The sequence below is a fragment of the Flammeovirgaceae bacterium SG7u.111 genome (assembly GCA_034044135.1).
GTDB lineage: Bacteria > Bacteroidota > Bacteroidia > Cytophagales > Flammeovirgaceae.
Genome location: CP139021.1, coordinates 2,984,420 through 2,999,748, shown reverse-complemented (window position 1 = coordinate 2,999,748; position 15,329 = coordinate 2,984,420). Strand labels below are relative to the sequence as shown.

Below are 15,329 nucleotides of genomic sequence, written 5' to 3'. Positions count from 1 at the left end.
TTTATAAATCTGCCACCTTCCATAGCCCTAGGCTTTTATCCCTAAATGTATCGCCTAGTTCGGTGCATTTCTCATTGATAAGGGCAAGAGGCTTTGGGAAGTGAAAGGGAGCAAGCTCGAAGTTCAGGGGTCGCCAACCTCCAGTAACAATATCCTTATTGAATGGTTGCTCAGGGAAAGTGGTGATAAGCAGGTAGGTCAGCTCAGATCTCTTGATATTCGCAAGGGCTTTATGGATATCGGCAAATGACAAATGGACCAAACAATCTCGGCAAAGGATAACATCTGCTTTGGGAAGCACAGATGATGTCAAATCCAACTCTACAAACCTTATGTTTGGATGGTCGAACTTTGTTCTGTTTTTAGAAATGATCTGTGGGACTATATCTCCGCCAATGTAATTCCTGCCCGACCAATCGAGCTTTTGCATCCAGTTGAAATCCCCGCAGGGCAGGTCCAATAATGTTTCCACCCCGTATGTATCTAACAACCTAGGAAACCTTCTCACAATCTCGGCAGTTTGTTCGCTATTAGAGCCGATGCCCGAAACGGATTCGGCATCCTCCTCCAAATCCCAGCCCCGTTCTTCAAAAATTTTGAGGAAGACAGTATTCATTTCTTCTCCTTCAAACTTTTCTCCTTTTGAAAAAGCATATAACTGATCTCGATTGGGGTCTATTGGGCTTTTCATATTCATAAACTTTTACACAAAAAAATGTCAACAACACTCATGGTTATTGACACTTTGCTGCCCAAATTGTTTTATTTGTTTAATAGGAAGCATTAATCCAGCGTAGGAATCCCATCCTGAGCCAAGTACTTGTTTTTGTAGGATGGGTCATCGGTCACTTCTCTTCCAAACCAACTTGGAGGCTCGAACTCAACACTATCCTCAATAGAAGAAAACTCTACTTCGGCTATTACCAAACCCGCTAGTTGCTCATGGAAAATATCAACCGATATCTCTTTGCCGTTTCCCAACGCCCAATACCTCGTTTTACATATAACACCAGAGCAAGCTGAGGGCAAAAGTGATTCATATTGCACTTGGCTCAAGCTTATTTCATATTCGGACCTGACCAAAGCCCCACTGCTTTTTACAGTCAAAAAGTATTTTTCTCCGCTTTGTCTTAATCGCACTTCCTTGCCCATAGGCTCTATAGCGATGTACGATTGTCTTATTTCAATTCCCTTCTCTGCTTTTAGCTCTGAGGGTATGGTTTCGATGACAAATTTTCTTTCGATTTCGGTTGGCACTGATTTCAGGTTTTATCTTCCAATTTCTTGGCGCAAGAAACAGCTATTCCACCAAGATTTTCATGGCAAAATAGCTGTATTATTCTTGTTAGACAAACCGCTCAAACAAATTTTAAATAGCAAAGCTCCTTAGGGCTATTAAGGCAACGTCAGAAGAATATCATGCCAAATAAGACGCCTCTTCTCGTGAAAGCTCAAGGTCTTCAGCTATTCGAACTGGAGTAGGTTTTAGACGCATGAAAAACAACATCAGCCCGGCAAATAAAACCAACCCAAGCCAATGCCCTGTCAGCAAATAGGCAATGGTATTCAGAAAGTTACTGCCTTCTATCAGGGCACAGCCAATTATAAAGGTTGATTGGTACGCTTCCAGTTTTTCCAAAAGCACTTTTTTTTCTCTTGCTTTTTTATTGAACTTATCCATCAGACCCTTATGCACAAGCAAAACCCCTACAGCAAAAGCAAGGGCCACATAGTTGATCGGTTCAAGGTCTGGCACCAACGGTCCTGAATTATTGACCATAAAAGCGGACAATGCCATAAATATAAGCTGCCCTATAGCCAATGCGACATAAATAATTCGTAGTTTTGATAAATACTGTCGAACTTCTTCTGTTTTCATTGGTATGCTATTAGTTGGTTTTCTTAATAAAAAATTGATGAAGAAAATAAAGCTCACTGAAATTCTTCCTTCAGACAAGGCTACACTTGTGCAGCTTCTGAGCGACAAGGAAATATACAATAATACCTTAAGAATCCCCTACCCCTACACAGAAGAAAATGCAGAAGATTTTCTTAGCTATATAAAAGATACTCAAGAAAAAATGCTGATCCAACGGCACTGGGCTATTCGCTTTAAGAGCTCTAAGGAGCTTATTGGTGTGATAGGCGTGGAGCAACCAGATCCTTATAATAGCCACCGCAATGAAATTGGGTATTGGCTAGGTAAAAACTATAGGGGGCAGGGCATTATGACCGATGCTATTTGTGTGCTCTGCGAACAATTGTTTGAAGAAAGAAAACTACTTCACAGGCTTCAAGCAACAGTTTATGAGCATAACCCCGCATCAGGCAAAGTGCTCGAAAAAGCTGGCTTCACCTACGAGGGCATGCTCAAAGACTATGTAATAAAAGATGGTATTTACTTAAATGTAAAAATGTACGCTAGGTTGCGTTCGTAAATTCCACTTTTACATTTTCGCTATCTATCCTTGATAGTTCTTCCAGTTCACCACTTTCAAAAAGTGAATCGAATTTCTGAACCTCCATAGAACCACTTTTGGGCTTGTAATTGATGTAATCTGCGAAGCGCACACCATTAACTGATCGTATGTTATACGCTTCTCTGAACCTTGCTCCTCCCCCATTTACTTGATAGTTATAAGCTAGGTAATCCACGGTATTTTTTTCTTTGTGAATCCAATAAACATACTGGTCATCAAAGTCTTTTCCCCCACCATCTTGCTGGAAAGTTACTTTTATTTTGTGGTAAGCCTCTCCTTTGATTGTGCCTTCGCCAATCTTTTCCTTCATAGCTGCCGCATCGTTCAAAAAGTAGGGCAAAAGGGCAAAATAGATGACTGAATTTATAGAATTGCTATATGCTGCAGCTTTCTCTTCTGGCACTTCTACCTTTTCCCCGCCTACCGTACGCTCAAACCCTTTATTGCTTAGCACATCTTCTACCCTTCTCCCCAACGAATCTTCAAAAATCCGAGAATAGACATAAAAGCCTTCGTTACGCTCAGCTATATAATTTCTCCCTCTGAAATCGAAGTTTACCGTTGATTTGACCAGCCCTTCCATACCATGAGCCTCAATAGACTTATTGACCAAAGCCTCTGCTTCGGACAAGACTTTTTCTTCTGTTTTTTCGGTGGCAGGCTTCTGCTCATTTCCACAAGAAACAGCAAAAAAGAGGGCTGAAATAATTAATGTAAGATTGATTCTATTCATTTTATAGGGTTTAAATTTCATTCAAATACAAACTTCTAAAAGGGGAAAATGATTTCAAAAATTTATTAAAACATTGATTTTTCTTCTAATCCCCCCAATTCATACAGATTTCGACGCCTTTATTTAGGGTGATTTTGGACTTTTTTCGCAAGATTTGAGGGTAATTAAACATACCACCTAAATTTTATGAAAATGTTATTTAGAAAATCAATCATTTTGCTCTTCATTTTTGGCGCATTAAGTTGTGAACAAAAAAAAGAGGAGGCTCAGGAAGTAGCACCACCGGCTGAAACTTGGCAGTTCAGCATTGATGGCGCTTTTGCACAGGCAGAAGAACAACTTTTGCTTGCGGTGAAAAATTATCCAGACCCAACTCTTTTCCCCCGAACCAATGAGAAAGACGGAAAAGTACAGTTGGTGAAATGGAACGACTGGACAAGTGGTTTTTTCCCAGGCACACTTTGGCTATCGTACGAGCAATCGAACAACGAGGCACTTAAAGCCGAAGCTGAAAAAAGAACCGAGGCTCTAGAAGAAAACCAACACAATGACAGAACCCATGATACTGGATTCATGGTTTATTGCAGTTATGGTGAAGGTCTTAGAGTTGCAGGCAAGGAGGACTATAAGCCTGTTATGATACAAACTGCAAAAACACTCAGCACAAGGTTTGACCCCACGGTTGGCTGCATAAAATCTTGGGACTGGGGAGCCAGAGAGGGCTGGGAATACCCTGTAATTGTGGATAATATGATGAACCTAGAACTTCTCTACTGGGCGGCAAAGGAGACTGGGGACACAACATTTAGCCACATAGCAACAACTCATGCTCTTACTACTATGGCAAATCATTACCGAGAGGATATGAGCTGCTACCATGTAATTGACTATTATCCTGAAGATGGTTCGGTTCGGAACCGAAATACCCATCAGGGATTCAGCGACGATTCGGCTTGGGCTAGGGGCCAAGCATGGGGTCTTTATGGCTTTACTTTGTGCTACGAAGAAACAGGTGACGAACGCTTTTTGGAACACGCAAAAAAAATAGCGGCTTACCTAATGAACCATCCAAGAATGCCAGAAGACAAAGTTCCTTATTGGGATTTTGATGCGCCAGACATTCCTAATGCTCCTCGTGATGCTTCTGCCGGAGCACTTATAGCTTCAGCACTTATCAACTTAAGTACGTTGGTTGAGGACACAAGTAGCAAAGTCTACTTTGACTTCGCTAAGGATATAGTGAAATCATTGGCTTCTCCAGAATATGCTGCCGAACCCGGCACCAACAATTTCTTTTTATTGAAGCACTCAACTGGTAACCTGCCTGGCGACAAAGAGATTGATGTTCCTTTGAACTATGCCGACTATTATTACCTTGAAGCATTGCATAGACTGAAAAAGGCAATGTAATGCTATTTTTTGGCAATGAATGAAAGCCCTTTGCTCTAAAGACTCAGCTTTAGATGCGAAGGGCTTTCGCAAAAAAAAAGCTTTGCCCAAATAGGCAAAGCTCTCAATACTTTGTAAAACATCAGAAAGAGCAGAACTCTAATAATGAGTGATATATTAACAATTAAACCAAATATTCTTTTTTTACTTATGCAAAACTGCCATAGTGTTAACCTCTCTCTCCATCTTCAACTCAACTCTTCTGTTCAACTCTTTGCCTTCTCGCTCATCGAGGTTACTTGCCAAAGGCTCACTCGCTCCAACTCCCATCCAGTCTAACCTTGATTCTTCTATACCTTTATGGATCAAATAGTCAACAATTGCTTTAGCTCTTTGCTTAGATACTTCTATGTTTTCCAATTTACTACCGTCAGCATCTGTATGACCTTTGATAGTAAGGCTTAACTCAGGGTCGTTTCTAAGCTTTTCAATTATCGCCTCCAAGTCATTGATTTTGTCAGCAGGAATAGTGATCGCATTTTTACCATAAAACACTTTTTCTACTGGTAACTTCATATTCTCTTTGAAGTTAGGCATCATAGCCAAATCATGAGTATACTCAACATTCTTGTTCAAGTTGCTCAAATCGATAGTTTGACTTCCTACAAACATCCCTTCCACCTCGGCACGGTATGCATATTTTTCGCCCTCTGGCAACATAATAGTGTATTCTCCAGTCACAGCGTTAGAGTAAGTATAACCAACTTCTTTACCCTCAGGAATAGTTTCATAAATCACTTTTGCCCTCATTGGCTCACCAGTTGCGCTATTGAAAATCTTACCGTTGATAGTTGCAACAGGGCTTGGTTTGAAGAAAATCGGCATTGGAACTCTAAAGATATCATAATCGCTGTACTCAACCGAGCGAGTGAAGTATGCTTCTTCGCCTTTTGGCAACATATGGAAGAACAAGTCGTCTTCTTTTGAATTCACTCTTTCGCCCAAGTTTTTAGGCTCAGACCAGTTCAACCAAGTATCGTCCAAACGCTTTGTAACGTAAATATCACTTTTTCCGAATCCGCTAAATCCAGCAGAAGAGAAGTACAATGTCTTGTCATCCGCAGCTAAGAAAGGACCACTTTCATCTGTGATAGTATTCAACATATCACCCATTCTTTGAGGCTTACTCCATACATTGTCATCTGCCAAGAAACTAACATATAAGTCTCTTTCACCTTTAGAATCAGATTGCTCCATAGAGATAATCATCACCTTGCGGTTGTTGGCCATGAAGAAGTTTGCTTTATCAGAGAAGTTGTTAAACTTATCAATATTCAACTTCTCAGGTTCGCCCCAAGTATCTCCTTCTTTCCAAGCTATAGAGATACCAAACTTCATTTGCTCATTATTTTTATAAGCATTTCCAAGTACAATACCCATAGACTCGCCGTCTGGCGTGAAGCAGCTTATATAATTAGGGCCCAAGTTGTTGAGTGGTTGACCCAAATTCTTAGCTATGCCCCATGTTTTTTCGTTTTCATCCCAATCAGAATACCAGATATCTTCCAAATCTTTAATACCTCCGTAGTTCTGAGGGTGGTTTTTTCTACTGAAATACAATTTCTTTTTATCAGGAGAAACAATTGGTCTGAAGTCAGCAAAAGAGCTATTTATATTCCTACCAAGCCTTTCTACCAACAAGTTTTGCTCTACATCTTCATGAACATCTGGCAACATATCAAATGGTTCTTCTGAAGCAGTAATACCAATAGCATCGATAGCCGTAAAACCTGGTACCGCTTTGCTATCAACATATACTTTTACAGCAGCTACCTCGTAGTCAGTCATGTTAAACTGCACTGTTTTCATTCTTGAAAAACCAGCGAGAATAGTTTCAAACTCATAGGTATCTCTTTTTTGACCCGAAGCATCAAAAAGCTCGATTTTGTAGGTGGTGCCTGCATTGAAAGACTCCGCCACAGCTACTTGCCTAATTTTCATCGGGTTAGCAAACCCCACTTTAACAAAATCCTTCTTGTTGTCCCTACTAGGAACCCAAGCATTTGGATTTTCTTCTCCTGCTGGATATACATTTGGTTTGCCCAATGCTTGGTTAGCAGCAAATTCCACATTATGCAACTCCGAAGAGAAATCGAGTACTTCATTAGCCCACTGAATATCTTGGGCAGAAACGGTCAGCATACTCATAAATACTGCCGAAAGGAAGAGTAAAACTTTTTTTGTCATGATTCAATTATTTATCTTCTACCTTACAAATGTTACAAGTGCTTTTGCGGGCAACCTCTCAACTGGTTTGCAACCACACCCGTGTTAGTTATTTTCTTCTTTAAGTTGGGATTACCCTTCTTAAGTTGTTTATTGAAAAATCAATTATCGACTCCATGTAGATAGTAAGACATTCAAACTTTCAAGTTTAGGTTTTGCCTTTTATTGAAAGCTTAAACTTTGGTTGGATTATGGTTTTGTCAATTTAAGGAAGCGACTGTTTTCAAATCCCTTCCAAGAGTTTCAGTTTATTATCAGTACGAAAATAAAGACAATATTTCATTAATAATATTACAAGGGCTATATATTAGGATGTATTAAGATTTGGAAGTATGATTTACCAACCTTGCATATCATTTGTAGTTAATGAGAAAACCATTGTCAAGGTAAACAAGACAGATTAAAACAAGGCAAAACTTTATTTAAAGAAGTATTTAGAGGTATTATATCAAAAACACTTCAAAACAAAACAAGAAAACCCTGAATTAACACTTGCTATACACCTAAGTAACTTTTAGTAAAGATAAGTATTTTTACATACGCCAAAACGTACTTTTCGGCGTAAATACTTACATCTTCGATAGATCTTGCTTACTCTCCTCCCATTTCAGGTTGACCATTAACACTAAACTCAAAAATATCATTCCGAGCATAGTGTCCTATAGGATCAAAATCTAGTTTAGCTTTTGTGATTTCCGACAAATCTAGCTCAGCAGTCAGAATTTCCGATTTGCCAAAAACTGCCCCTGCTAGCACTTCTCCCATTGGATTTACAATGACACTTCCGCCTTTACATATTTCCTCGGGCTCATCTGTAACTAGCTCCTGAAATCTTTTAGGGTACATCTGTTTGGTAAAATACTGGTTACAGCCCAATACAAAGCAGCGACCTTCTAAAGCTATATGTTTCATGGTTGCCGTCCAGTTATCCCTTGCATCTGCTGTGGGAGCAATGTAGATTTCCACCCCCTTTTGATACATAGCCATCCGGGCGAGGGGCATGTAGTTTTCCCAGCAAATTAATCCTCCGAGTTTCCCTATAGAAGTATTATAAGTAACCAACGATTCACCTGAGGCTTCTCCCCAAACAATCCTTTCTAAACCCGTAGGCTTTATTTTCCTATGAACTCCAAGTAGACCTGTTTTGGGCGAGAGGTAGAGTATGGAGCAATACAGCGTCCCATTTCCAGCCTGTTTTTCCGTTATTCCAATTACTAAGTAAATATTCAAGGATTTGGCGAGCTTTTCTAGGCGGGGAAGATCGGTAGATGCAAGATCAAAGCTATTAGCGTGATATTCGGCAAAAAGTTCTCTGCCAGCTTGTGAGCGACTTCCTACTTTTGTACCAAAGGAAAAGCCTCTTGGATAGCCTGGAACAAAAGATTCGGGGAATACAACTAATTGGCAGCCCATTGCCTGGGCATCGGCTGCAAGCTGCTCTACTTTTTGGAGCGTCTGCTCCTTATCAAAAAACAAAGGGCTGTCTTGAACCAACCCTACTTTTACCTTCATTTTTAAAACAATTTCTATCTATACCCTTTTAGAAACATCCTTTCCCTGTCAACAATATTTTCCCTTCTTCTTTTTTCACTTCTAAACCTGCAATACTCAGCTCCATCACTTCCAATACATCCTCTAGCGTTTGGTTATCAAACGTAGCATTGTAATGGCAATTTTTTATTGCATCATCTCCAATCTCTATTTCTTGACCGTAAAAATCCGTTAGGATATCGACAACCTGAGCCAGTGGCATATTTTTAAACTGCAATACGCCTGTATGCCAAGTCTGGCGATTAGGGTCCGCAGATTTTGACTTCACTATTTGGGATACTTCTGGTTTCAATACCGCTTGCTCCCCTTCTATCAATACCACCCCTTTCTCTTCACTTTCTTCTTCATAAAACAACACGCTTCCTTCTACTACGTCTACCACAACTTCACCGTCTTTTTTGCTCGTCACACTAAAACTTGTACCCAATACTTGGGTGATGGTATTTCCCGCATAGATAAAAAATGGGCTAGCTTCATCTCTTTCCACATCAAAATAGGCCTCGCCTTCAAGGAACACTTCCCTGTTTTTAGCATTAAACTCTTCAGGATATTTGAAAGATGCTTTTTCGTTGAGCCAAACATGCGTACCATCAGCCAGTATCACTTCCGCTTTTTCGCCTGCTCTGGTCACTTTTGTCAGCATTCTATCTGTTGGGGCAAAATCGGCTACAAAGAAATAGATAAGATAAGAAAGAAAAAAGCCGACCAAAACAGCAGCGGCTACCCGTCTGAAAAGAAATACATGGTTGGTAGTTTGGGCAGGTTGAGATGTGGTAACAGTACTACTTGGAGTAAAGCTGCCGTTATTACTGATCCTCATATTTACCTTTACTCGAGCTGCTGCTAAGTCGGGGCGAAATGCCTCCACATCCAACGCCGACATGTGCCAAGTTTGCCTTGCCCTATCAAGAAAAGCTTCTTGTTCGGGGTTTTCTTTCAGCCATTCATGTACCTGCACCACTTCGGCTATAGTACACTCTTCGCTGATATATTTTGCCAGTAGTTCCCAGTTATTCATAATTGTGGTGTTTGCGTAACCGGTTGATAATTAGTTAATATCCTAAGAATATATGTAAGCGTAATAAGTAGTTCCGGATTTCTACATCGACCTAAACTCTTAAGTTTGCCAAAGAGCCCAAATCTATTACTCAGACCAACGCTTTGTTCAAAAGAATTTGGAAATATATTCATAGTTCTTTGTTTTGTCAAAAAAACTGTCCTCCAAGCCTAAAACCAGCGCTCAAACACCCTTTTTAATTTACCCTTACCACGGCAGGCAACCCACTCTAACAGAAACTAGTAAAAGAGTTGGTTATCAATTTAAGCACTTTTATGGAAAAGTTCAATTTAATATGTGTTTAATACCAATATAGGCTCATTTAAGGATTTTATTTCCTCAGACATAGTTTTCCTAGAGTTAAGACAAGGTTAAAATCTTATACCCCTAAAATGGGTGAAAAAAAATTGAAATGAATAGGCAGATAGCTTCCCAATGACCTCCCATAAACTCTCGGAGTTTCTTGAGGGCGATCCCCATCTGCACTTCAACCGTTTTAGGTGAAATTTCTAATTCTTTCGCAATTTCGGCATACGTAAGCCCCGCATTCCGGCTTAGGCTAAAAATAGCTCTGCAGCGATCGGGCAAAGAAGCTACACCTTTTTGCACGATAGACTTTAACTCTTCGTAATTAAGATCCGAATCGCTCGATGTATGGCTCACCGTGAGTGGATTGAAACTAGTATCTACATCTTCAAACTTCTGCCTGGCATGTTGGCTTTTTATATAGTTGAGCGAGCGGTTTCCAGCTGCTTTGTAAAGGTAGGCTTTGAGCGAGGTATTGATAGAAATCTCTTTTCTTTTCTCCCATAGGTATACAAATATATCTTGGGCAATTTCTTCGGATATTTCTTCAAGTCCGGTAAAGCGAAAAGAATGGCGACAAATTTCTACGTAATATCTATCGAAAAGATAATCGAAGACTTTTTTTTCGTCATTGGCAAGGCCATCAAGAATCTGCTGATCTGTAATTTCCCTCAAAGTATTTGGCATATAAGTGTCAGCCCAAAAATTATTTTATCTTCGTAAAAAGCATTTGAGAATATCTTGTAAGCACTCAAGGCCTACTCAATTTTTAAAAAGGCTAAAAAATGCTCCCCGAAATTTACGGTGCTTATTAGAAATAGTTCGCCTCTCATGCTAAAACTACAAAAAAAAATGTCGATCGGTCAAGAGGCTAGAAAAACGGTAAAAAGAAAGTGTGTAAATCAACCAATAGCGGAAGCCATTTGAAGTGCCTCTTCAAAATTTGGCAATGTTGAAAGCTGTTCGGTATTGCCTCTTTTTTTGTCCAGATAAAAAAAGAAATGCACTAACCCATTGCTTATTCCCAAAAACGGTGCGCAGTGCGTTTGGTTATAAAAAAGGGCTTGCTGGAGAACGGTTTTATTTATAGGCACTTTAGGTGCTTTGCATTCCACCAGCATCAGGGCATTTCCCGAGCGATCGTGCACCAATATGTCCGTTCGCTTTTGCCTTTTGTTCTGCTTATGCCCTCGCTCCACGGCAAAAAGCCCTCTTGGGTAATCTTTGCCCAGCAGTAAGTGTACAAAATGCTGCCTTACCCATTCCTCGGGCTCAAGCTTCACAAATTTCCGTCGTATAGGGTCAAAAATAAAAGACTCCCCGCCTTCCGATTTTAACTGAGGCTCGAAAAGTGGGAGGTTTAATTTATGATCAGTTTGCTTTTTTTCCATACAAATGAGGTTTCACATCTGTCACGATCATGCCTGCTGCTTCGCCAGCTTCCAAGCCAGCCCCGCCATCTTCAAATACTTGGCAGTCTTTTGGGGCTACCCCCATCAGTTCCGCGCATTTCAAAAACATATCGGGAAACGGTTTTGCCCTCTCAATATCATCGGCAGTGATAACAATATCAAAATAAGAATCCATCCCAATTGCCTTCAAAATCAAGTTGGCAGTTTCTTTTATGCTGCCCGTGCCGCAAGCTATGGGGAAGTTGCCGTGCAAGTGCTTCACCAAATCCGTCACTTCCTCTATTGGCTGCACATCTGTTGCCAATTCCAAAAAAGCATTTTCTTTGAATTCTTCCGCTTCTTTCACATCAAAATCAAGCGCATATTCCTTTTTCAACCTTTCCAAAATCACATCGGAAGGCACGCCTCCCCAATCGTAGAACAAATTTTCGGGGAACTTGAAACCGTATTTGTCGGCAGTTTGAGTCCAGGCCACAAAATGGGTAGGCATCGTGTCGGCCATAGTTCCGTCCATATCGAAAATGAACGCTTTAGCATTCGGGTCAGCTTGTATCATCGTATCAATTTTTAAAATTAAGCTGCGAATATACTTCATTTACAAAACAAGACCTTCCCCGCCACCTAAGCTTCACCCAAGGTTTACCCTAACCTGTTCAAGTTGAACACAATAAGAAATTTTGATGGAAAAAGGGAAAGCCCTGTCCAACACAGCTTTTGCTCCCCTTGGTAAAAATCAGATAGGTACGAATTCCGTTATTCCTCACTTGTTGCGGAATCTAGCACCTATTATACCAGCCTACACTGCCCACCAAACATACAAAAATCAAAATACCACGTCATAATTACTCTTATGGCAAGCGTTTTGGGTTTTCATGCTGACTTTTTGAGGATATTTTTGGTTTGCGGAAAGGCGGCAGCTAGGTTTGTAGCCAAGCCAATGCAGCCAAGGTGGGGTAATCATGCTGAGAGGGGTAAGCTCAAAGAAGTAAATAGAAGCAGCTTTACTGGAGATTATTCCGCAGATTCGTATAAATATTCATTTGGTTTTGATGTGCATAACCATATCCCCACAAGAAAAAATGGACAACCACAAAGATTATGGAAAGGAAAAGTAAAGTAATTTTCACTTTATGTGCGTGCTTGCTATTTATTTTACCTACATGTAAGCGTGAATTAGTATTAAAAAAACAAGATTATGACTTTTCTGAAAACATTGTTTTAATTGATACAATAGAAATGCATAATCCTGCAGTTTTTTCATATTATAAAAGAAAGGAAGGTGTAGTTAATTATTGTATATCTGTTGATGACCTTGAAAAAGGTAGTGATAGTATTTTTAAATATCTATATGGTTCAGGCTTAATTTCAGGAATAGATGCTTGCTGCAAATTTCGTGATCCATATATGAAAGGGCAGCACTATGTAAATGAATTTAAATACAAACCTAATCACTTTGTAATTGTAAAAGTGAAAAAAAGTTTCTATTTAGATAAAATGTCAGGTATGCATAGCAACTTGAGAAAACCGTTAAAAAAAAGAGAAAAGTGGTTGATGGTTGCAATTCCTTTTTGTGATTGTCAATAAACTCACTACTCTTATGGTTTAAACAAGGGAATGCGTATAAATTTTTTCATATTTCCTGTTTTGGTTAATGACCGCAAAGATGCGGTGGACGAGCTTTGACCGGATGGCGTTTATGACGGACATCTTGTGCTTGCCCTCCTCCACTTTGCGGTCGTAATATTTTCGCAGCTCCCCCTTTGTCCTCAGGGTGGAGAGTGCCGCCATGTGGAATATTTTCTTCAGGTCCTTGTTGGCTTTTTGCGAGACCTTGTTGCGTGAGCGGATGCTGCTGCCCGACACGTACCTGAACGGGGCGCAGCCGATGTGGCAGGCAAACTTCTTGGGGTCGTCAAATTTCTGGAAGTTTTCCGTGGCCACTATCGTGGCGATGGCCGTCTGCTTTCCCACGCCCTCCACGGAGACGATCTTGTCGAAACTGTCCTTGATGTCCGGGTCGTCCTCTATCAACTGGGCTATCTGTTCCTCTATCTCCTCGACCGTTTTTTTATAGAGGGCGATGAGCTTCTTCACCCTCTTTTCTTTTTCCTTGAAATACTCTTTGTCCAGAAACCCTTTCTCCTGTTTTAGCTGCCCTTTGTATTTCGAGAGATCCTTCATGGCAAGTTCCCGCTCAGAGGACAAAAGCTTTAACTTATTGATAGTCTTGGGTGTAGGCTTTACCAATCTTGCCTTGTCGGCGAACCGCTTGGCATAGCCGGCGATCCTCTCGGCATCCACCTTGTCGTCCTTTCCCCTTGTCATTCCCTGCGAGCGGGAGATGGAATAAGGTGATTCCATCCAGAGGCAAAGCCCCAGGTCCAGGGACACTTCCATCAGCTTGTTGCCGAACTGTCCTGTGTGCTCGGCACATAGCAAGGTGTCTTCTTTGCCTAGCCCGTGCTCCCTGAACAGGGACTTGAGCCCTTTGCCCAGGGCTTTCCCGTCGTTGTCCCATTTGAGGTCGATGAGCTCGCCGTGGCTGGTCAGGAGGGCCAGGTCGATGGTGTCTTTGCTGATGTCGATGCCGATAAAGTTTTTAAATCCCATGGTTATCCGTATTTTTATGTTGGACAAAAATCTGGAGGTTAAGAACCTGGGCCGTATCCTAATAACCTTAACGGTGACAAACTCTTATACAGGCCTGGGCACGGGAGGGGACACGGGCATCCAGCAGTGGGATGAATCTTATTCATGGTCGGAGTTGAGTCGCCCATGCCCCCCTTGGCCAAAAGGAAATCAAGGTTTTCCAATTAAACACAATCCTTCGAATAATACAACTGCACAAATCTAAGGTGGTCGGAGCATCCGCTCGTCCCAAACAAGGGTAGCAAGTAAAAACAAAAATGCAACCATCGAAACGTCCCGTCACCTTTTGGCGGGGCGTTTTTGGTTTTTGGGGCTGGCCGTTGCCCGGTTTCCTATTTGCCCATCGGGGTTGTCTAAAACCAACTAACGCCGTTACTTGCTAGCGTCAAGTAAGGGTTGTTGGATGGATGAGCGTTCTTTGGGGTTATAAAGCTTTGCTGCTCTAAAAAGAGTAACGGCGTTAGTTCGGGCGCAAGAAAAACGATGGGGCGCTCCAAGCGACCCTATCGCTCAGCAAGAGCCGTACCCGTCGGGGTCGTTTTTTTTACGCCCCCGACGCTTTGCCCGCACCTGCCCATCGTCGTGGGCGTCCCAAACCACCACGACGGGGTTACCATTTCCTAGTACTCACTCGCTAGTGCCTCACTTCTAAAATAACTGTTCGTTCTCTTTCAAATTCAGTAGGGGCTTGTGCCATGGCTTTATCGGTCTAGAAGGTCGATGCTACGGAGTATCCCCAAATAAGGGCACGGATTCCGTCATTGGGGAACAACTTTGGCAAGGTTGATGTATTATTCCTACTCAAAACAGGACACATTTTTACTTTTTTGCGTTAGAACACAACTAGGGCAACCAAAACCCTATACTACTTTCAACTTAACAAAATAATCTAATATGATCTCAAAAAGAATCTCCACAGTTTTTGCCCTTTCTTTTCTTCTTGCAGTGGGCATGTCTTTTACAACCAGCCCGATTTCCACAGAACCAACCGAAAAGCCTAAGGAGGTAATCCAGTGGCTAAGCATGGAAGAAGCGTTGGTCAAAATGGAAAAAGAGCCAAGGAAACTTATGGTAGATGTCTACACCGACTGGTGTGGCTATTGCAAGCTGATGGACAAAAACACTTTTAGTGATGCGGAAGTGGCTAGCTATGTAAACAAAAATTATTATGCTGTAAAGCTAAATGCCGAAAGCGAAAAAAGCTTTTTCTTTAGAGGGGAGAGCATTACCGAAAGCCAAATGGCCGGTGCATTGGGCGTAAGGGGCTACCCTACTATCGTATTCATTGAAAAAGACTTGGAAACCACAAACCCCTCTCCTGGCTATAAAAAAGCAAAACCGTTCTTGAAAGAACTGGAAAGAAACCTAGAGGAATAAGAGTTCTCTATTTAACAATTAGACCAACGAGCACGGGATTAATATCCCGTGCTTTTTTTTGCTTTGTATCCTTCACAACTAACTTAGTA

The 15,329-nt window shown here is 41.2% G+C and carries 17 protein-coding genes; 6 read left to right on the top strand and 11 right to left on the bottom strand.

The window, feature by feature from the left end:
- Position 1: 1 nt before the first annotated feature.
- From R9C00_11650 to R9C00_11640, 3 genes are all read right to left on the bottom strand, one after another.
- Positions 2-691 (bottom strand): class I SAM-dependent methyltransferase, encoded by a 690-nt coding sequence (locus tag R9C00_11650; GenBank protein ID WPO38107.1) that lies wholly within the window; start codon positions 689-691, stop codon positions 2-4.
- A gap of 92 nt (positions 692-783) precedes the next feature.
- Positions 784-1,257 carry a CYTH domain-containing protein gene (locus tag R9C00_11645; protein ID WPO38106.1) on the bottom strand — a complete coding sequence of 158 codons (474 nt, stop codon included), beginning with the start codon at positions 1,255-1,257 and terminating at the stop codon, positions 784-786.
- A 160-nt stretch (positions 1,258-1,417) separates the two neighbouring features.
- Positions 1,418-1,879, bottom strand: a complete 462-nt coding sequence (locus R9C00_11640) for a hypothetical protein (protein ID WPO38105.1) — start codon at positions 1,877-1,879, stop codon at positions 1,418-1,420.
- A gap of 37 nt (positions 1,880-1,916) precedes the next feature.
- On the opposite strand from R9C00_11640, the gene R9C00_11635 reads away from it, so the two are divergent.
- Positions 1,917-2,438, top strand: coding sequence for a GNAT family N-acetyltransferase (locus R9C00_11635; protein WPO38104.1), 522 nt, complete (start codon positions 1,917-1,919; stop codon positions 2,436-2,438).
- On the opposite strand, the gene R9C00_11630 is transcribed toward R9C00_11635, so the two are convergent.
- Positions 2,422-3,213 (bottom strand): DUF6503 family protein, encoded by a 792-nt coding sequence (locus R9C00_11630; protein ID WPO38103.1) that lies wholly within the window; start codon positions 3,211-3,213, stop codon positions 2,422-2,424. The genes R9C00_11635 and R9C00_11630 overlap by 17 nt on opposite strands.
- A 186-nt stretch (positions 3,214-3,399) precedes the next feature.
- On the opposite strand from R9C00_11630, the gene R9C00_11625 reads away from it, so the two are divergent.
- On the top strand, positions 3,400-4,623 hold the full coding sequence (locus R9C00_11625) for a glycoside hydrolase family 88 protein (protein WPO38102.1): 1,224 nt from the start codon (positions 3,400-3,402) through the stop codon (positions 4,621-4,623).
- A 183-nt stretch (positions 4,624-4,806) separates the two neighbouring features.
- On the opposite strand, the gene R9C00_11620 is transcribed toward R9C00_11625, so the two are convergent.
- The 6 genes from R9C00_11620 to R9C00_11595 all read right to left on the bottom strand — a co-directional run bounded on the left by R9C00_11620 (position 4,807) and on the right by R9C00_11595 (position 11,770).
- Entirely contained in the window at positions 4,807-6,849 is a 2,043-nt protein-coding gene (locus R9C00_11620) for an OmpA family protein (protein WPO38101.1), read from the bottom strand.
- 630 nt (positions 6,850-7,479) lie between these two features.
- Positions 7,480-8,400: a carbon-nitrogen hydrolase family protein gene (locus R9C00_11615; GenBank protein ID WPO38100.1), complete on the bottom strand. Its 921-nt coding sequence runs from the start codon at positions 8,398-8,400 to the stop codon at positions 7,480-7,482.
- 28 nt (positions 8,401-8,428) lie between these two features.
- Positions 8,429-9,457: a FecR domain-containing protein gene (locus tag R9C00_11610; protein ID WPO38099.1), complete on the bottom strand. Its 1,029-nt coding sequence runs from the start codon at positions 9,455-9,457 to the stop codon at positions 8,429-8,431.
- Between the two features lie 426 nt (positions 9,458-9,883).
- The gene (locus tag R9C00_11605) at positions 9,884-10,489 is read right to left on the bottom strand and encodes an RNA polymerase sigma-70 factor (GenBank protein WPO38098.1); all 606 of its coding nucleotides are present in this window, start codon (positions 10,487-10,489) and stop codon (positions 9,884-9,886) included.
- A gap of 215 nt (positions 10,490-10,704) precedes the next feature.
- On the bottom strand, positions 10,705-11,193 hold the full coding sequence (locus tag R9C00_11600) for a type I restriction enzyme HsdR N-terminal domain-containing protein (protein ID WPO38097.1): 489 nt from the start codon (positions 11,191-11,193) through the stop codon (positions 10,705-10,707).
- Positions 11,174-11,770 (bottom strand): HAD-IA family hydrolase, encoded by a 597-nt coding sequence (locus R9C00_11595; GenBank protein ID WPO38096.1) that lies wholly within the window; start codon positions 11,768-11,770, stop codon positions 11,174-11,176. The genes R9C00_11600 and R9C00_11595 overlap by 20 nt, the downstream gene beginning before the upstream one ends.
- Before the next feature lie 294 nt (positions 11,771-12,064).
- On the opposite strand from R9C00_11595, the gene R9C00_11590 reads away from it, so the two are divergent.
- Both R9C00_11590 and R9C00_11585 read left to right on the top strand, forming a co-directional pair.
- The gene (locus R9C00_11590; GenBank protein ID WPO38095.1) at positions 12,065-12,334 is read left to right on the top strand and encodes a hypothetical protein; all 270 of its coding nucleotides are present in this window, start codon (positions 12,065-12,067) and stop codon (positions 12,332-12,334) included.
- Positions 12,313-12,798: a hypothetical protein gene (locus R9C00_11585; protein WPO38094.1), complete on the top strand. Its 486-nt coding sequence runs from the start codon at positions 12,313-12,315 to the stop codon at positions 12,796-12,798. The genes R9C00_11590 and R9C00_11585 overlap by 22 nt, the downstream gene beginning before the upstream one ends.
- A gap of 18 nt (positions 12,799-12,816) precedes the next feature.
- On the opposite strand, the gene R9C00_11580 is transcribed toward R9C00_11585, so the two are convergent.
- Entirely contained in the window at positions 12,817-13,824 is a 1,008-nt protein-coding gene (locus R9C00_11580; GenBank protein ID WPO38093.1) for a transposase, read from the bottom strand.
- Positions 13,825-13,897: 73 nt separating this feature from the next.
- Between R9C00_11580 and R9C00_11575 the strand changes: the two genes are divergently transcribed.
- Both R9C00_11575 and R9C00_11570 read left to right on the top strand, forming a co-directional pair.
- Positions 13,898-14,068 (top strand): hypothetical protein, encoded by a 171-nt coding sequence (locus tag R9C00_11575; GenBank protein ID WPO38092.1) that lies wholly within the window; start codon positions 13,898-13,900, stop codon positions 14,066-14,068.
- A 689-nt stretch (positions 14,069-14,757) separates the two neighbouring features.
- On the top strand, positions 14,758-15,240 hold the full coding sequence (locus tag R9C00_11570) for a thioredoxin fold domain-containing protein (GenBank protein WPO38091.1): 483 nt from the start codon (positions 14,758-14,760) through the stop codon (positions 15,238-15,240).
- Positions 15,241-15,329: the final 89 nt, after the last annotated feature.